The sequence below is a fragment of the Methanococcoides alaskense genome, assembly GCF_027594145.1.
GTDB classification, from domain to species: Archaea; Halobacteriota; Methanosarcinia; order Methanosarcinales; family Methanosarcinaceae; genus Methanococcoides; species Methanococcoides alaskense.
The window spans coordinates 51,874-70,260 of the sequence record NZ_JAQFFK010000005.1 but is presented as its reverse complement, the minus strand read 5'-3'; the positions used below and the strand labels follow the sequence as shown (position 1 = coordinate 70,260).

Annotated in this window: 18 protein-coding genes and 1 tRNA gene; 8 read left to right on the top strand and 11 right to left on the bottom strand. The window is 42.2% G+C overall.

The genetic code is table 11. The features are described 5' to 3' along the window. Positions 1 to 18: 18 nt before the first annotated feature. From PBV53_RS08735 to PBV53_RS08720, 4 genes are all read right to left on the bottom strand, one after another. Positions 19 to 705: a potassium channel family protein gene (locus PBV53_RS08735; RefSeq protein ID WP_270096799.1), complete on the bottom strand. Its 687-nt coding sequence runs from the start codon at positions 703 to 705 to the stop codon at positions 19 to 21. Between the two features lie 9 nt (positions 706 to 714). Beyond that, entirely contained in the window at positions 715 to 1,719 is a 1,005-nt protein-coding gene (locus PBV53_RS08730; RefSeq protein WP_270096798.1) for a potassium channel family protein, read from the bottom strand. A gap of 64 nt (positions 1,720 to 1,783) precedes the next feature. Next, positions 1,784 to 3,532: a site-2 protease family protein gene (locus tag PBV53_RS08725; protein ID WP_270096797.1), complete on the bottom strand. Its 1,749-nt coding sequence runs from the start codon at positions 3,530 to 3,532 to the stop codon at positions 1,784 to 1,786. A gap of 122 nt (positions 3,533 to 3,654) precedes the next feature. After that, positions 3,655 to 4,107: an ester cyclase gene (locus PBV53_RS08720; protein WP_270096796.1), complete on the bottom strand. Its 453-nt coding sequence runs from the start codon at positions 4,105 to 4,107 to the stop codon at positions 3,655 to 3,657. 228 nt (positions 4,108 to 4,335) lie between these two features. Here PBV53_RS08720 and PBV53_RS08715 point away from each other — a divergent pair. From PBV53_RS08715 to PBV53_RS08705, 3 genes are all read left to right on the top strand, one after another. Next, positions 4,336 to 4,421: transfer RNA gene (locus PBV53_RS08715), tRNA-Leu, on the top strand. Between the two features lie 57 nt (positions 4,422 to 4,478). Continuing rightward, a complete protein-coding gene (locus tag PBV53_RS08710) occupies positions 4,479 to 5,321 on the top strand; it encodes a fumarate hydratase (RefSeq protein ID WP_270096795.1) in 843 nt (280 codons plus the stop codon). After that, positions 5,321 to 5,893: a FumA C-terminus/TtdB family hydratase beta subunit gene (locus PBV53_RS08705; protein WP_270096895.1), complete on the top strand. Its 573-nt coding sequence runs from the start codon at positions 5,321 to 5,323 to the stop codon at positions 5,891 to 5,893. The genes PBV53_RS08710 and PBV53_RS08705 overlap by 1 nt, the downstream gene beginning before the upstream one ends. Positions 5,894 to 5,992: 99 nt before the next feature. On the opposite strand, the gene PBV53_RS08700 is transcribed toward PBV53_RS08705, so the two are convergent. The 3 genes from PBV53_RS08700 to PBV53_RS08690 are packed head-to-tail and all read right to left on the bottom strand — an operon-like array spanning position 5,993 to position 9,793. Next, a complete protein-coding gene (locus PBV53_RS08700; protein WP_270096794.1) occupies positions 5,993 to 6,979 on the bottom strand; it encodes a type II secretion system F family protein in 987 nt (328 codons plus the stop codon). A gap of 2 nt (positions 6,980 to 6,981) precedes the next feature. Then, positions 6,982 to 7,902 (bottom strand): type II secretion system F family protein, encoded by a 921-nt coding sequence (locus tag PBV53_RS08695; RefSeq protein WP_270096793.1) that lies wholly within the window; start codon positions 7,900 to 7,902, stop codon positions 6,982 to 6,984. After that, positions 7,895 to 9,793, bottom strand: coding sequence for a type II/IV secretion system ATPase subunit (locus PBV53_RS08690; protein WP_270096792.1), 1,899 nt, complete (start codon positions 9,791 to 9,793; stop codon positions 7,895 to 7,897). Before PBV53_RS08690 ends, PBV53_RS08695 begins: the two co-directional genes overlap by 8 nt. A gap of 337 nt (positions 9,794 to 10,130) precedes the next feature. On the opposite strand from PBV53_RS08690, the gene PBV53_RS08685 reads away from it, so the two are divergent. Continuing rightward, the gene (locus tag PBV53_RS08685; protein WP_270096791.1) at positions 10,131 to 11,651 is read left to right on the top strand and encodes an AMP phosphorylase; all 1,521 of its coding nucleotides are present in this window, start codon (positions 10,131 to 10,133) and stop codon (positions 11,649 to 11,651) included. 5 nt (positions 11,652 to 11,656) lie between these two features. After that, entirely contained in the window at positions 11,657 to 12,193 is a 537-nt protein-coding gene (locus PBV53_RS08680; protein WP_270096790.1) for a tRNA (cytidine(56)-2'-O)-methyltransferase, read from the top strand. Between the two features lie 96 nt (positions 12,194 to 12,289). Here PBV53_RS08680 and PBV53_RS08675 read toward each other — a convergent pair whose 3' ends face one another. Further along, positions 12,290 to 12,478: a hypothetical protein gene (locus tag PBV53_RS08675; RefSeq protein WP_270096789.1), complete on the bottom strand. Its 189-nt coding sequence runs from the start codon at positions 12,476 to 12,478 to the stop codon at positions 12,290 to 12,292. After that, positions 12,478 to 13,218, bottom strand: a complete 741-nt coding sequence (locus tag PBV53_RS08670) for a Nif3-like dinuclear metal center hexameric protein (RefSeq protein ID WP_270096788.1) — start codon at positions 13,216 to 13,218, stop codon at positions 12,478 to 12,480. Before PBV53_RS08670 ends, PBV53_RS08675 begins: the two co-directional genes overlap by 1 nt. Before the next feature lie 366 nt (positions 13,219 to 13,584). Between PBV53_RS08670 and PBV53_RS08665 the strand changes: the two genes are divergently transcribed. After that, a complete protein-coding gene (locus PBV53_RS08665) occupies positions 13,585 to 14,376 on the top strand; it encodes a beta/alpha barrel domain-containing protein (RefSeq protein WP_270096787.1) in 792 nt (263 codons plus the stop codon). 122 nt (positions 14,377 to 14,498) lie between these two features. Here PBV53_RS08665 and PBV53_RS08660 read toward each other — a convergent pair whose 3' ends face one another. Continuing rightward, positions 14,499 to 14,903 (bottom strand): hypothetical protein, encoded by a 405-nt coding sequence (locus PBV53_RS08660; RefSeq protein ID WP_270096786.1) that lies wholly within the window; start codon positions 14,901 to 14,903, stop codon positions 14,499 to 14,501. A 72-nt stretch (positions 14,904 to 14,975) separates the two neighbouring features. Continuing rightward, a complete protein-coding gene (locus PBV53_RS08655) occupies positions 14,976 to 15,365 on the bottom strand; it encodes a hypothetical protein (protein ID WP_270096785.1) in 390 nt (129 codons plus the stop codon). 490 nt (positions 15,366 to 15,855) lie between these two features. Between PBV53_RS08655 and PBV53_RS08650 the strand changes: the two genes are divergently transcribed. Together PBV53_RS08650 and PBV53_RS08645 are read left to right on the top strand one after the other, a co-directional pair. Then, entirely contained in the window at positions 15,856 to 17,424 is a 1,569-nt protein-coding gene (locus PBV53_RS08650; protein ID WP_270096784.1) for a GAF domain-containing protein, read from the top strand. 298 nt (positions 17,425 to 17,722) lie between these two features. Continuing rightward, positions 17,723 to 18,316 carry a CBS domain-containing protein gene (locus tag PBV53_RS08645; RefSeq protein ID WP_270096783.1) on the top strand — a complete coding sequence of 198 codons (594 nt, stop codon included), beginning with the start codon at positions 17,723 to 17,725 and terminating at the stop codon, positions 18,314 to 18,316. Positions 18,317 to 18,387: the final 71 nt, after the last annotated feature.

The window sequence follows — 18,387 nt, the reverse complement described above, 5'->3', positions numbered from 1 at the left end:
CGTTTTCCCAGGAATATATCAATTCTTTGTCACATGTGCATTGTGGAACAGTTCCATCTGTTCCCTGCCACCTACCACTGCAACCACATCCCCAAGTTCAAGGACGAACAGATCATGCGGATCGATAGTAACTTCCTTATTGCGTTCAACGCCCAGTATCCTGCAACCGAACTTTTTGATAAGGTTCAGATCGGCTATAGCAACATTGACCATCGAAGAACTTTCATGTAACTGGAACTTCTCGATCCCTATTCCCTCATAGAGAACAATATCTTCGAAAAGATGGTCACATTCATATTTTGTACATGTGGAAGTTATCTTGGCAAGCATCTGCCCTGCAACAATGGAAAGTGAACCCACATAATCAGCACCTGCCTTGTATATCTTATCGATGGACCTTACAGAATTTGCACGCGAGAATATGAGGGAATCTGGTTTCATGCCACGTGAAATAAGGGTTGCAAAAATAACATCATTGTCATCGTTCAAAGTGATTATCAAAGTTGATGCTTTATCGATACCGGCTTTTTTAAGGACATCTTCATCCATACCATCGCCCACAACATAAGGGAAATCAGCATTTGAAAAATTCTGCTCATTTGTATCAACTACCATAAAATTGAGCTGATGGTCCTGAAGCACCTCTACAATGCGTTTACCCACATCACCATAACCAAGTACTATCAAATGTTCATCTGTTCTCATAGCAATGCTTCACCCAGCTAAATTTTCAAGTTTTGCAAGTTGTTCCACTGTACCAGCTGCAAGGATTACAGTATTATGTTTAATTCGATCACTTTGATCAACATCGAATGTTAAATTCCCGCTTTTACGCAGAGCTATGACCTTGGCACCCGTCCTATCTTCTATCGATGCCTGAAAAAGTGTCATTCCAACAAGACTGCTTTTTGACTGTATCGGAAGTTCTACAATTCGAAAACCATCAAAGAACTCGGTTGCACCGGAAACCATTCCAAGGATAGGATCGACCGCCTTTTTTGCAATGAACCTGCCAAGCACGAGCTTTGGTGAAATTACCCTGTCAGCACCTGCATATTTCAGGTACTTCACATTAGAAGCATCCTCAGCCACCGCTATTACCCGGACATCACTGAGCTTGCGTGCGGTCAGAGTGATATTCGCATTCTCCCTGTCCGACATATTGGCAATGAGAAACCTTGCAGAATGGATATTCGCATTCTCAAGAGAAGACTCTTCACTGGCTATACCATACAAGCAAGGAATATGTTTTTTATTTATGGAACGAAGGACTTCCTCATCATCCGAAAGAATGACAAAGTCCAGCTTCTGCTCCTGAAACTCTTCTATCAAGGTCTCTACGAGCTGGTTATACCCACAGATTATGATATGGTCGGACATGTTCTTAGGAACCCTTGCAGGTAAAGGAAGTTTCATTGTCTTCTCGAACCAGGGAGTTACAACAAGTGTTATCAGAATACCAAAGAACATGGAAATGCCAGAAACCTGCACAACTATGGAGAATAACTTTCCTATGACAGAACCGAATACGATATCACCATAACCAACCGTTGTGATAGTTGAGACCACCCAGTAGAAGGCATCGTGAAAGTTGATGTGTTCGAGCTGCTGCTCAAACTGCATGATCTTAATAAAAATAAAAATATAGATAACAACGACAGCTATGGACATGCCAATATACCCTGCCATATGCGTGCGTAAGAAATTTGGGTACTTCATCAAATTTACCTCTTATATCTATATTTTACTACTAAGATCAGATCTATGTAAATGTATTGTACACTTAGAATCCGTGTACAATATAAGGACCGAATATCATAAAGAGGAACGAAGCCAGGATTAGCATTGTAAAGGATGCTGCAATGGCGGAAGATACCTCTTTTGCTTTGGTTTCATCAGAAATGAACCTGCTGATCAAAGCGTGCAGATAGTCCCTGAACACATGACCACCATCAAGTGGTACTGCCGGCAGACAATTGAAAAGGCCAACATAAAAATTGAGCCAACCTACCCACAACAATGTGTTCGCGATCCAGAATAAACCTATTCCTAATGGCTCACCCCATCCTATCGGAGAATAGAACTGTGCAAGCTGACCACTAAATCCGGGGAAGCCCTCCCCTGCAAATCCAAATATAGGAAGGCCCAGAATAATTATCCAGCCAGTGAATCCGCCAAGCATCGAAGGAATAGCTTTCAGAGCCGCAAGGTAGTCCTTTGCAGGGAATTCGCCTATGGACATACCAAGAGGCACAATTTCAATTCCATTTGATCCATAATAGATACCAAGGAACCCTTTTTCAGACCCGCCGTCCGGGTGGGAAGCCAATTCGATCTCAAATATCTCAGATGAGACATTCCCTTCTGTAGCTTTGTCAGCGATCACAGTTTCCACGGATAAGACCTGACCAACCTTGGTGGAATTCATAAAGGTAACAAAATCTTCCGATGAACCTATTGGAGTATCATCGATCTTTATTATCAGCATACCGCTTTCAAGACCCATTGCTTCAGCCGGAGAATCCGTAACGATATTATTGACATAGATACCCTTTATGCCATCATCCGTATCATTTACTACCTCAACATCATAGACCAACAAGTTCTGATCCTTTGAAGCATGCACCTGAACAACTGTCCCTGCTTCTATATTGTTCATGTAAAGAATGATGTCATTGGCCTTCTGTATAGAAGTATCATCTATCCGTGTTATGACCATGCCGTCCTGAAGCCCTGCAATATCGGCTGGCGAATCAGAGGTCACATTGATGATCATGGTATCGCTCATTGGAGCTATAGCACCAAGAACAGGACCGAAGAAAAGGAGGAATGCAATTAAAGCAACAACGAAATTAGACATTACACCTGCAGCAAGTATCCTTGCCCTCTGCTCCCTTGAAGCAACTTTTTTAGGCACCACTTTTTTAACGGTGCCCAGAATACGTCTTTCGATGAGTCCATCAGTAGTATCAGCACTTAGGTCTTCTGCATTTTCCTTTATAACACCGAATAGCTCCTCCTCGTCAGGCTCGGCAAAACCACCTATTGGAACGATGGCAAGGAGAATTCCCATGGATTTTACCCTTATGCCCTCGACCCTACAGAGGATAGCATGTGAGAACTCATGGACTACAAGAGTAACAAGCAAGGCTATAACACCCCACGTCAGAGGTATGAATTCATTGACACCTGGTATCAGAAAAATATTCCTTGCCTCATTGAACTTCCCGGGCTCCGGCAATGTGCTTTGGCCTATAGAGGCCAGCATTGCAACATCTGAAAGTATGATTATGAAGAACATGGCGAACATGCCAACGAACATAAGGACAATGCCAATGTTCGCAAAGGTCCTCCAACTTCTCTTCGGGCGTGCAAGGGTATCCAACAGGGCTTGACCTTTGACCGTCCTTATCATAAGGACAGGACCATAGGTAGATATGTTGTATCGCTCAAGTATTCCTTTCTTGTCAAGTATCGATATGATTGCCCAATATACAAGGAAAAGGGCAAACAAGGTGGTAGTGCTGACCAAATGAACTCTCCTTTGTTAGTGGTACTGAAATTAAGATCACGTTTTTAATTTATATATTATTGTCATTTGTAGAGTCATCTGTTTCTATAAAAGATATTTCATAAGGATAAGAAAGGACAGTATCAGAACATATCAGAGAAGGAACCGAACTGCTGTGCAAAATTAAGCTGATCCACCTCTTCCCAGTCTTCAACTATTTCCCCATTTTCAATGCGACTGATCGTTATTCCCGTGAAATGCACAGGTTTTTTTGTGGGTATAACTCCCTGAAACTTACCAAGATGGGTGCCACTTGCATTCCAGCGTGTAACTACCTTGTCGCCTTCTGCAATGACATCATATATCTCGAACACAAGGTTTGGAAGGGCATAATGGATAGCTCCCATGAACTCGATCAATCCTTCAAGGTCAAGGGTAGAACCCCCGAAATGCATCTGATAACCATGGCTGCACTTCTTGGTCAGCATTTCCGGATGCCAGCCGCGACTGGCTACACTCAGAACAAGCTCTTTGTTGCTCTCATTGTCACTGCATGGACCAGAAGATAGATTACTCTCAGATCGAACGGTTGTCATCAGAATAATATAATTACTTACTCACTAATAAATATAATTCCAAAAATAACAGAATGTTTATAAGGACATGATCAGCATTCGATCAAAAATTAATGAATTCATGATAAGAACATATCAAAGACACATTAAAGAACCTCAATAAACGCATCTTATAACAACAGATGCAAATAATTTGAATGGATATGTTTATAACAAATACTGCTATTAATAGCAACGTATTTCTCAAATGCGGGAGTAACCAAGTGGCCAACGGTGGCAGACTCAAGATCTGCTCGTGTAGACGTTCGGGGGTTCGAGTCCCTTCTCCCGCACCATTTTAATTATTAAATTGATCTTTTTTGACAGGCATGACGATGGTCATGGTGACAAGCATGGTAACAAGCATGGTGACATACAAAAATGTAGTTGAGGCCACTGTAGATATAATCAGAGAGGCAGAGACACAACTCCCTGATGATGTTATAGACGCACTTAAAAGCGCAAGACAAAATGAATCAAGTGACGTTGCTAAATCACAGATCGATGCTATACTGAAGAACATTGAAATCGCAAGCAACAACAATATACCCCTCTGCCAGGACACAGGTATTCTTATATTTTATGTAGAGATAGGAAGGGAACTGAAGCTTGATATTGACCTTAAAGGAGCTATCCTTGAAGCCTCCAGGATAGCCACACAGGAAGTTCCCCTCAGGCCAAATGCAGTACACCCCATAACAAGAAGCAATAGTAGTGATAACACAGGAGACGGCCTCCCTGATATCAAATACGACTTTGTCGAAGGCGATCAGCTAAAGATAATGGTCGCACCAAAAGGTGCAGGCTCGGAGAACATGAGTGCCCTTAAGATGATGAATCCCACAGAACTGAAAGATATAAGAAAATTCATCCTTGAGACCGTTCTCAACGCTGGCGGAAGACCCTGCCCTCCAATAATCGTAGGAGTTGGTATCGGCGGGTCCTTTGATAAAGCCGCTCGTCTTGCAAAAGCTGCCCTCCTGCGCAAAGTAACGGACATGAACGATGAGGAAAAGGGCATCCTCAAAGACATAAATTCCCTTGGCATCGGGCCCATGGGACTAGGAGGGGATAACACAGCCCTTGCTGTGCATCTTGCTACTTCCTACTGCCACACTGCCTCGCTTCCGGTAGCCATTAATATCCAGTGCTGGGCAAACAGACACGCATCCGTTGTTCTCGGAGGTGACGAATGATGGAATATCACCTTAGCACACCCCTGAAAAAAGAAGATATCAAAGAACTCAGTGCAGGCGACATTGTCTATATCTCCGGAACAGTACTGACAGCCCGTGATGAAGCGCATGCGAGGATCCTCGAACTAAAAGAAGAAGGTAAAGAACTTCCATTCAGCCTTGAAGGTGCAGCCATTTACCATTGTGGCCCACTTATGCAACAGACAGATGGAAAATGGAGAGTTGTTGCTGCAGGCCCTACAACAAGTGACAGAATGTCAAAGATGACGCCTGCACTTCTTGAGAACTTCAATGTTCGCGTCCTTATTGGAAAAGGCGGAATGAACAATGTGGCTGATGCCATGAAAGAAAAATGCGTATATCTTGCCTATACCGGCGGATGTGCCGCCCTTGCATCAGGATCCATAAAGAACGTACCTGCAGTCCACTGGCCCGACCTTGGAATGCCGGAAGCCGTGTGGGAACTTGAAGTTAATGAATTCGGACCTCTTATAGTGGGAATAGACACAAAAGGAGAAGACCTTTTCACATCGATAAAAGAAAAGGCAAGAAGCTCATTTTTAAAACTTTGAGCTTCTGATATTCTTTTTTTAATTCATTTATTTGACTGACCATTCGTTCAACCGATAGTTCAACTATTCGAGAAGCCAACATTCATAGTCCAGCATAGTTTAAAGCACTATGAATGAAAGCCATGCAATTAACGTCAGGGCGAAAGAGTGTTTCAGCCCGGCACTCAACTTCCCTTCCCCCATCTGCCCTGCAACAAGGCCACTCATGTAACCCTGGATGATGGTGGCATGGAAAAGTACACGTACAAAATTATCAGCATCGAAACTACCTATGAAAGAACCACCGGCAGGTGCAGAAGATGAAGCTACACTTGCCATGTGCATAGTAGGAACGAACTTTGTAGCCAGCATCAATATAACAAAAATGAATACAAAGAATGACATGTAACTGATCACAACATAAACAGCCATGTTACCACGGCGCTCCCGTTCAAGGGTCTTGATCTCACTTGCATCCCTTGCAGCAGCCTCGAGGACAAAAGAAACACGACCTCCTGCACGATTTGCCTGTGTGATAAGTGCTACTGACCGAGTAATAAGACTGGTGTTCATCCTTTTTCCGAAAGTTTCAAGCGTGTCCTCAAAAGAGATACCCCATGAAAGAGAAGCATCCATCTTACGGATCTCCGCGGTCATTTCACCGTATTCACCTTTTGCAACAGTTCCTACAGCAGACGGAAGGGTGAGACCTGCTCTGCTCATCTCTGCAATATCACGAAGAAAATTCGGAAGATATTCCTCTACCTTGTTGATGTAACTTGCTTTACGATAGTATGTCAATGCAGGAGGGAGCATAAATATCCAGCTTGAAATAATTAGAACATTATCAATGCCGGGTGTACCCCAGGTCAAGTACAAACCAGCGATCATGAATAGAATTGCTGCAGGTACACTGAAGATCATGGCATAATAAGGATATGTTGAAAAGGAACCTTTGGGATCCTTCATGAAATCTCTTAAACGATCATCTTTCTTGACATCATCAAGCTTCATTAGGATGACCTGTTCTTCATAGGCACTGAGCTGATCCTCATCAAGTTCATCAATTTCAACAATATTTTTTCCGGTTTTTTTATTGAACTTCATGATCATTCCTCCGGAGTTAATAAACTTATTATCACAAGAAACATCGCACTTCCAACTGGGATCAGGCCATAAACAAGAATGTATAGGAACATATCATCTGCACCACCCATGAGTGATACGATAGCTATTGTGATAATAAGGAACAAAGGACCAGCGACAAATGCAGTAACATATGTCTCACCAAGAAGACCGAGAGTTTCCAGAAACTCTTTCTGTCTCTGCCTGTTATCAATGATATACTGTTCAGCCTTTATCTTGAAATATGGCTCAAGCTCACCACCAGAAGTTACAACGGTGATAGCACCCTGAAGGAATTCCTGTAACATCGGAGATGGTGTTGCAGATGCAAGGTTCTTCATTGCAGACACAAGGTTACTGCCAAGAACTTCCAGATCACGTACGAGATATTTTGCTTCAACGCACATTTCACCATAGATCTCATTGTTTGAAAGAGCACGGAAGAGATCGACTGGAAGAACTCCTGCACCAGACATTGCAGACATATAGTTGATAGCATAAGGCAACATCTGTTCGATCCTGCGTTTTCTATCACCTGCGATCATAGCGGGATAATATTTCAGTAATGAATAAATACTGCCAAAACATAAAGCTGCAAAAGTAAGTCCTCCAAATACCGCTATCAGTATAGGCTGGTAAGGACGATAAGCAGCAGTCCATGCTGGAAAACCAAACCTATTTGCCTCTATCACTGGCACACCAATAAGTGCTATAACAAAAAAGAATAGGAGAAGTATACCTAATGTGGTGAGAATCGATATCAGGAGGGCACCAGAAAGATATCGATCATACCCCAGATTCATCCTGGACCTGAGGAGATTTTGTCTTAAGGAAAAATACTTTGAACGTTTGTCCATATAGTATTTACCAAAAAGAGCAAAAGCTATATTGAGATATTTATCCATTCAGATCCTGCCTTACAACTTTCATTAATGTTTCAGGCTCACGCCTGTGCGCAACCACTATCTTGGAGAAATCCCTGAAGTATGTGATATTCTTCAAGCGTGACCATTCGAGAACGTCTTGACGCTCCTGCAATTCTTCCTTGACCTTAGCATCATCCCAGCCTCTTGATTCCATTAGATCATCAAGGACGTAGGAACGACCGGAATATTGGAACAGGTCTTTTGCTGCATTCCATACAAATACCTCGTTAGTCAGAAGTTCACCAGACCTTGGATCAACCCCTATGATCTCGGTAAGTGATTTACATCTCCTTACCCTCTCATCCCCAATTTTCACCTGTGCCTGAATTGCTACAATATCAAGGGCTTGGATCATGATCCTGGGCACATTGATGGGAGGATTCTCAAGCCTGTGTACGATCGATGATACGGAATCTGCATGCATAGTGGAAAATGTTGTGTGCCCTGTGGACATTGCCTGGAAAAGCACATATGCTTCGGCACCCCTAACTTCACCCACAAGGATAAATTCCGGACGCTGACGAAGTGCAGCCTTCAAAAGTTCATACATCTCAATGGAACCTCTATTTTCACCTCCAAAAGCTTCACGCGTAACACCAGGTATCCAATTTGGGTGAGCAAGGTTCAATTCCCTTGTATCTTCAATGGAAACAATTTTCATTTCAGGCTGAATAAAAGTGGAAATAGCATTCATCGCAGTGGTCTTGCCTGAAGCAGTGCCGCCTGCGAAAATAAGACTCCTACTTGAATCAACAGCAAGCCAGAGATATGCCAGCATTGCAGTAGAAAATGTATGATAGCCTACAAGATCACCAGGCATAATTGGATTCTCATTGAATCTACGAATAGTAAAAGTACTTCCCCTTGTGGTGATCTCCCTTCCAAGAGTCATCTGTATACGGGAACCATCAGGCAATGTTGCATCCAAGATCGGATTCGCAATGGAAATATGTTTGCCACAAATTTGAGCTAGCCTTATGATCAAAGCATTTAATACGTCTTCATCATCAAAAATTATATTGGAAGGTATGGATTCATACTTTTTATGATAAACATAGACAGGAGTGTTCGGACCATCACCTGAAATATCCTCGATCTCCAGATCACGCATAATGGCATCTACTTCACCATAGCCAAGATAATCACGAATAATGTAATAATTGATCTTCTCGCGAGTTATGGTGGTGATCCTGATCCTGTAATCGATCAGGAATGAATTAACATTTGACCTCAGATATTCTTCGGAATCAAGCCTGTTCATACTTTTCAGATGAGCATCCATAACTTCACCAAGACGTTCTTTTATCATCTTGAAAAGCCTTGTTTCCTCTTTGGAAAGTTCAGGTTCAAGTACCTGGTATAGGTATTCATGAATTTCAGGATTATAAGCTACTCTAATGTAAGAATATGGTGGATTCACATTATAGAATTCCATTTCTTTATAGGCAGAATTTGCCGGAAGGGTTATTTCTACAAGAGGACCGTGTTTTGCGAGATCATAATCTTCCAGCTCAAAAGCTTTTGGGTTAATCATATTCAAGAACTTCTTGAAAAACGAATCCGGTTTGATCTCAAGTGGAATAACCTCTGGAATTCTTTTCTCTGCACCAAGTCCTCTCAGGGTCTTTTCCCATGCTGAATTGATCTCATCCGGTAACTTTGAGGAATCGTCAACATTTTCATCGGCAAGATCAAGCAACACCTCAATATCGCTCTCCAGCTCTTCTTTAGAAAGGAGCTCGGTCTGAGAATCATCTTCAACGACCTCTACAATATTTGACAATTGATCTTCCGAGGATTTACTCGTACCCACTTCCCCTAAAGATGAACTTGATGACAAGTCATCCTCTACCACATCTATTGTATTCATTGTAATATTCTCCGCAGACATATTTTCGTCTTTTTTGCATCGAACTCATTATCAGAACTTTCTATCATTCTACCAAACCTTTTGTGATCGATATGCTATATGGACCAAAATAGAGGGACTCCCCCATGATATGCCTTCATTATTGTGCAGATCGAGTACATTCGCTTACTGCAAGTTGCATAGCATTATCATCATTATAATTATTATAGTACCGTTTTATAAAAGATTATTGGTTATACAATAGGTAAAACTAGCATCAACACGACTCAGAAAGGTCAGCCAATGTAAACCTATATATCCAGAAAAATGAAAGTACTAAAGAGATAGAGGTGAGACAATGCAACTAAAAGTACAACCCATTGATGTCAAAGTAGGCAAATATAAAGTGATCCTGAACACAATTGATGCTAAGGAGCTAGGTGTCAATGAAGGAGATAGGGTACGTATAAGGGACCACGAGACCCTAACAGCCATCGTGGATTTCACAGAAGATATGATATCACCCGGCATGATAGGGTTATACCATGAAGTAAAAGAGGCACTGAATAAGGAATGGACCGAGACGGTCGAGGTATTCCCTGCTGAAAAACCAAAGTCAACCTATATTATAAGAAAGACTATGGATGGACAGAAGCTCACAAAGGAAGAGATTGACATACTTGTGAAGGATATTGTCGAAGAAAACCTTGCCGAGATAGAAATTGCTGCATTCCTTACTGCCACATATATAAACGACATGACCGATGATGAAACCGAATGGCTTACACGTGCCATGATCGCTTCTGGTGACACACTGGATTTCGAGACCCATCCAATAATGGACAAGCATTCCATCGGAGGAGTTCCCGGAAATAAGATCTCATTGCTCATCGTCCCCATAGTAGCTGCAAACGGATTACTCATCCCAAAGACCAGCTCAAGGGCAATCACTGGTGCAGGAGGGACTGCAGACCTGATGGAGATACTTGCACCTGTTGAGTTCGATGCTGCTGAAATTAAGAGGATGACCGAAGAGGTTGGTGGCGTACTTGTCTGGGGCGGTGCTACCAATATTGCACCTGCGGATGATAAGCTCATAAAGGTCGAGTACCCGCTTTCAATTGACCCGCATTGCCAGATGCTCGCATCCATCATGGCAAAGAAAGGTGCCATTGGTGCAGACCATGTCGTAATGGACATACCCACAGGCCCCGGTACTAAGATAAAAAACGTACAGGAAGGAAGAAAGCTTGCAAGGGACCTGATCAATCTCGGAGACAGGCTTGGTATGGATGTGGATTGTGCTCTGACCTATGGTGCATCCCCCGTGGGACGCACTATCGGACCTGCACTTGAAGTGATCGAGGCATTGAAGGTCCTTGAGAGCTTTGAGGGGCCGAACAGTCTGATAGAGAAGAGCGCGTCACTTGCAGGAATGCTTCTTGAGATGGGAAATGTGGCTGGCAAAGACAAGGGATATGACCTTGCCATTGAGACCCTCAAGAACGGAAAGGCACTGGCGAAGTTCAAAGAGATCATCAAGATACAGGGCGGAAATCCGGATGTGACCCACAAGGACATTTCTGTAGGAGAGTTCACTGAAGATATCATTGCCCCTAATAACGGATATATACTTGAGATGGACAACAAGCGCCTTGTTCAGATCGCCAGGCTTGCAGGAGCACCTAACGATAAAGGTGCAGGACTGCTTTTGCATAAGAAACATGGAGAGCCTTTGAAAGAAGGAGAAACTATGATGACCATTTATGCAGAGAAGAAATCAAAACTTGAAACCGCGGCCAAGAGCGCAAAGGAACGAACTCCATTCATTGTAGAGGGAATGATGCTGGAGCGCATCCAGAGTTTCAAGGAGATATAATTACAATGCAAAAAATAGTGATCCTCCGACTCGGACATCGTCCAGAGAGGGATAAGAGAATAACCACCCACGTAGGCCTTACAGCCCGAGCCCTCGGTGCTGAAGGCATGCTCCTGGCATCCAATGATAAAGGAATTAAGAATGTTATCGAAGATGTAGCCGAGCGCTGGGGTGGCGATTTTTATGTTGAAAATGATGTCAACTGGAAGAGCGAGATCGAAAAATGGAAAGAGGAAGGCGGGAAAGTATGCCACCTTTCCATGTACGGGATCAATCTTCCTGATGCTGCCGGAGAGATCAAGTTGTGCGATAAGCTCATGATAGTGGTCGGTGCTGAAAAGGTACCCACGGAGATATATAACCTAGCCGACTGGAATGTTGCCATTGGGAATCAGCCACATTCCGAAGTTGCCGCTGTCGCCCTCACAATGGACAGGATAGCACAGGAAGAGCCGCTCAAACGTGAATTTGGAAATGCGGAACTCACCATCGTTCCAATGGAACGCGGAAAACGAGTTATTAACAATGTGAAAGAAGAGTGAGACCAATTTGGTCCACTCTTTTTGATATTTCTAGTTCAAAAGGGCTGCTGGCATTCATTCAATATTTTGTATTCAGCCTTCCATTTTAACCTTACTTTACTTTACTTTTTCATTGCACTCATCATCATCTTTTTCAGAAGAAGCGACCGCAACCCCCCTATTGACCGGTGGTTTATCGAACTTCCCATACCCACGGTGTTTTTTGCAGCCAGGTGCTTTTGACTGCTCCATCATCAGTTCGTCCAGTTCTTCATCCGAAAGTTCTTCATGTTCCTTTTCTGCCATCATCTCACCTTGATGAAAGGATCGTTCGCAATGAATTCAACATCGATCTTTAATAAGTCCTTCAAACGTTCACAGAGAGTTTCCATTGCAGGGTTCTCTGTTGCATAATGGGTCGCATCTACTAGGAGCAGGTCATCATAGCTACGGAGAACATCGTGTTTCAGTTCAGCAGAAACATAGGCATCCACATCGTTGTCCCTTGCGATATCGAGATATTCGTCCTTGAAACCACTGCCACCAAAGACCATTACTTTTTTAATGGTATCCTTTTCCCCAACATACTGAAGATGAGTGTTCAGACTTTTTGCCACATGGTCGATGAACACATCCAGAGGACATTCATCAATAGTACCTATCCGTCCCATACCCACCTCATATACGTCGTTAAGACCCAGACGTTGAGCGAGCACATCGTTCACACCACCCTTTGCACTGTCATAGTTCGTATGCATCGAATAAAGGGATATTTCATTGTCAAATGCAATTTTCAACAAGCAAGCAAGCTCTTTTGAGATAAGGTTCACAGAATGGAATATCAATGTGTGATGGGTGATGAGCAGGTCTGCACCTATCTGTGCTGCACGTCCCAGGACATAATAAGTGGGGTCAAGTGCAACTGCGATTCTTTTGATATCGTTGTCAAGGTCAAGTGTGAGACCTATACGACCAATATCGAAATCCTCTGCAAGTTCAGGAGGGGCGATCTCCTCAAGTGTTTCGACTACTTTTGATAGCTCCATGTTATATCAATAAAATTCTTGGAAATATCAAGTTATCGGAAAAACAAGAGTAAGTAAGATTAAAATATGTTAATTTTAAAATGATAAAACAATAAGATCCTGATCAAATCGATACATTTATAACCGTTATGTTCATTCATACATAACGCTTGCTTAGACTATGTTAAATTCGAATGTATGACCGCTAAAGGATGCAAAACGGCACATTTGGATAGCTGATTTCCACTAAGCCATCCATTAGAACTGCCACATTGCCCGTTCATCTACTCCGTTAGAACAGCAGCAGTTATTGACCACAGTGGTCATACGATCGTATTTTTAACAGATATGATGTTAAATCTAAATTATGAAACAATAGGTGAAACCATGATCGAAGAATTCGAACATTATCTGCTTGAGGATTGCCCCTACGGAGATGAAACCACAGAACTGCTCGGTATAGAAGGAGACGGAAGGCTGACGATCAGGTCAAGAGACCCTGGTATTGCCTCCTGTGCAGATGATCTGGCAGAATTTTATGAGAAGAAAGGCTTGAAAGTGAACATGCATCTCGAAAACGGGAAAGAGTTTGTAGAGAATGCGGTACTTTTCGAAGCAGAAGGTGACCTGCGTAAGCTTTTCAAGTTCTGGAGGATCTCACAGACATTTCTTTCAATGACCTGCGCCATTGCCACAAAGACAAGGAAAATGGTGGACAGTGCAAGACAAGTGAACCCTGATATCATGATAGCCACAAGCAGGAAGGCACATCCCGGCTTTCGTAAATACGAATTAAGGTCCGTGCATGTCGGTGGCGGTGACCATCATCGAAATTCCCTTAGTGATTCCATACTGATAACACAGAATCACTTTAACGTGGTCGGTTCTTTTGAAAAGCTCAGGGCCATGAGGAAGATAGAGATAGAACCACGCACAAAAGAAGAGGTTTTTAAGTACGCCCCCATAGCGGATATCCTGCTACTTGACCATTACAGCCCTGAAGAGCTAAAAGAAGTGGCACCAAAACTTAGAGAGATAAATCCAAAGCTCGAACTTGCTGTAGGCGGTATTTCATTCGAGGACATCCCGAAATATGCAGCTTCAGTGGATTTTGTCGTTACCACGGCACCATTTTATGCAAGTCCTTTTGACCTTACAACTAACATAGAAAGGTTGTGAACGGGGAGTTTCAAGATCCCAATATTCCCGATCAGTAAGAAGAATAGCAGGATCTAAACAACTAAAAGCCTGAAAAATGAAATAGAAAATAGGTTTTTTACAGAGCCCATTTGGCTCTTTTCTTATTTCCATTTTCTTATAAGATAGAAACAAAGCAATACAACAGCAATAGCCATCATCCCAGTAAATACGGATCCTATCTTCTGCTCACTCTCATTATCGACAAATATGGAGTTGCTGTTGTCTATCGTTCCTGCTGCTCTCTCCTCTTCGTCAAGTGCACTAGAAAAAATCATACGACCAAGTTCATGCATAAATTGATAATCATCCTCAGTGATTTTATCAGGATACCTATCCCAGATATCCTGTATTTTCGTTTTGTATTTCTCCTTCAGCTCCTCAGGAACAGGAGAGTTATCAATATATCTCATTACTTCAACTTGATTTTCAGGAACATTAGCAGCAAAAGCAAGTCCACCACATGGCATATTAATCACTACATCTGGCAAAGAATCTTCCAGTGCCAAGTAATCCTCATTTTCATGTAGTCTGAATAAATTAGTCTTGAGTTCGGAGGGCTCAGGGGGCCGGTCTACCGTTCAAATTGCTTCCAGTTCCTCTGGACTATATACACTAAAAGCTTCAGCTTCGATCATAGGACCCAGTTCAGCCATAAACGGATAATCATCTTTAGTAATATTGAAAGGATATCTGTCCCAAACATCCTGAAGCCCAGTTTTATACCCATCCTTCTCTTTTTCAGAAACATCGAAATTATCAATATATCCCATCTTGATCTTCTGACTCTCAGTGTTTGTAGCAGCAAATGCAAGTCCACTAAACGGCATGCTTTTCACAACATCTGGCAAAGAAGCCTGTAATGTTAGGTAATCATCAACTTCCTGCATTCCTTCTTCACCCAACTCAGCTTCCAACTCCTCAATCTTTAATTGAGCAGCATCTTTTTGCACCCCTTCCATAGATGCCATTGCTGATGGTATCAGACATAGGCATAATATTATAACAATAGATGATCTTAGCGTTCTACTTTTCATTATTTCTCAACTCCAGCAATAACCTTGCCTTTTTGCATTCTGAGTTTTAATTTTACTTTACAAATTCAGTTTAAGTATCATACTATATAATTCAATAATGCAATAAATAAATTATGACTGTATGAGACTCCTCAATGTTCGGACAAAAATCAAATTTGAAAATATTATGGAATGTGTTACACGATGTTGGAATATAATCCAAATTTCAGCCCATAGATGTTGATTTTAATAAGTTTCTACAGAGCCTGAAAAATATCAATTTTTCACTGAGAAATGAAGTATTTAGCTTTCTCTGTTAAACCCTGAACCCCTATAAATTATTGATAATACTTTTACGTACCATTTATGCCATATGCATTCTGCCAGCAAAATAAGTAAATAATAAGTAATCACAAAATTAGTATAAGGTAATTGGGGGTATTAAATGTCTGATAATGACTATCGCATGATCTTTGAAAGTTCCCCATTGGGTATCATTTACTTTGATGAGACTGGGATGATCACCTTCTGCAATGAAAAACTCACCAGTATTCTCAATATGCACAAAAATGACATTGTCAGTTCGAACATGGCCGATATTTTCACAGATGAAGACATGCAAAATATTATCGGAACGACCATTTCGGGAGAGTCTGCACATTATCAGGTTAATTTCCACCCCCCTGAAAAGGATGATGCAATAGAGATAGAGATATACTGCAGTCCTGGCATCTCAGACCAGGGTTCCCCTCATGGAGTGGTTTGTATCCTGGAAGATGTCACTTCAAGGGTAGAACTGGAAAATGCCCTGAAGCTTGACGAGTATCGTCTTGAAGCACTACTGGAGCTTGAACAAATGACAGACGCTCCAATGCAGCAGATAGCTGATTTTGTGCATGAACAGGCTGTCAGGCTTACACAGAGCACGATCGGCTACATTGCATTTCTCAGCGAGGATGAGAGCCTCCTCACAATGCACACATGGTCCAACAGTGTGATGCAGGAATGTACTATCCCGGATAAGAAATTCGTATACCCTGTGAAAAATATCGGACTCTGGGGAGAGCCTATACGACAAAGGAAGCCAATTATAGTCAATGATTACCTTGCTCCCGACTCCCTCAAGAAAGGATTTCCACCCGGTCATGTGGAGATGTTTAACTACCTGACCATACCTGTGTTCGAAGGGGAAAGAATAGTTGCCACCGTAGGAGTGGGCAACAAGGATGGGGATTATGATAGATCAGACGTGCGACAGTTAACATTGCTGATGCAGGGATTATGGAATCTCATGCAACGCAGAGAAGGTATCGAAAAACTCAGGGACCATACAGATCAGTTAAAAAAGTCTAATGAGATGAAAGACCTCTTTACAGATATTTTGCGCCATGACCTACTCAATCCTGCAGGGGTCGTCAAAGGATATACCGACATCCTGCTCGAGAGAGAGGAAGATGAGGAAAGGATGAAGATCCTGCAGACCATCGACAGGAACAACGAAAAACTTATCGAGATGATAAGGAGTGCAGCCAGCTTTGCAAAACTGGACACCATTGAGAATATAGAGTTCAAGGACATGGATATTGCCCTGATGCTAAGGAAGAACGTGGAAAGTCTTAAACTCCAGATCGATGAAAGAGGGATGGACATCGAAGTAATGCCTGATAGTGCATATATGGCAAAGGTAAATCCCATGATAGAAGAGGTCTTTGTCAATCTTCTATCAAACGCCATAAAATATAGTCCTGAAAAAGAAAGAGTTATCATAGATATACTGGATTCCGGTGACGAGTGGAAAGTAACTGTCACAGACTTTGGGCCCGGTATTGCAGATGAAGACAAGCCAAAGTTGTTCGAGCGTTTCAAGCGAGTGGACAAAAGTGGTGTCAAGGGTACAGGGCTCGGGCTTGCTATAGCAAAGAAGATAACCGAGCTGCACGGCGGACACATTGGAGTGGAAGACAATCCTGATGCAAAGGGCAGTGTTTTCTGGGTAACAATAAAGAAGGCATAAGGCTCATTTTTTCAGATAATATACAAAAAAAGTTCTTCGGCTTGCATAGAGGAAACTGGGAACTTTGCAGAGGTTCTTAATTCGTAACACATACGTTAGAGTCCTACCTTAAAACCATTTGCAGCTACTGCGAAAAGACACTCTTTCTGAACCCAAAGACATTCAGGCCCATTTCCCCAACCCCTCCTCCACGCAAGCACATATATATGATCAAAAACAAACTTTCTAAATAGTGGGAAATTATTAGTACAGTGGGATTAACATTCCATTGCTAAAATAGGATGGGGGAACTATAGTTATGGATACTACAAATGATCAGGAGACAAACGAATCTATTAAAGAGATCGAGAAATATATCTCGGTCAAGGAAGTAATGACAGAAAAAGTGATTACCACAGATATCGAGGAAAGTGCTCTAAAAGTCGGAAAGGAGATGATAGAGCACAATGTGGGCAGCATAATCGTAACAAAGAACGATAAGGCAGTGGGGATCATAACTGAAAGAGACATGATAAGAGAAATAGTAGCAAAGAACAAGAAACCTGAAAATGTCTCTGCTTCCATGCTCATGTCATCTCCCTTGATAATGATCAAACCATCCACGAATGTCATAGATGCTTCTAAAATAATGTCTAAGACCAATATTCGCAGACTTGCTGTAATGCAGAATGGGAAGATTTTGGGCATCATCACAGTCAGGGACCTACTTACGATAGCACCCGGATTGACTACGATACTGGCAGATCTCATAGAAATGAACCACGAACAAAATGTTATGGCGGAAGAAGAATATCAGGGGGGAATATGCCAGAGATGTGGTTACTATTTAGTTGATCTTGCAACAGTAGATGGGAGAATATTGTGCGAGAGCTGCAGAGATGAAGAAGATTAAAGAGAAGATCACTGAACTGCACAACGGAACTATTGGAGTGGAAGATCTCTATTGATTTTTTTGGAAAAAGC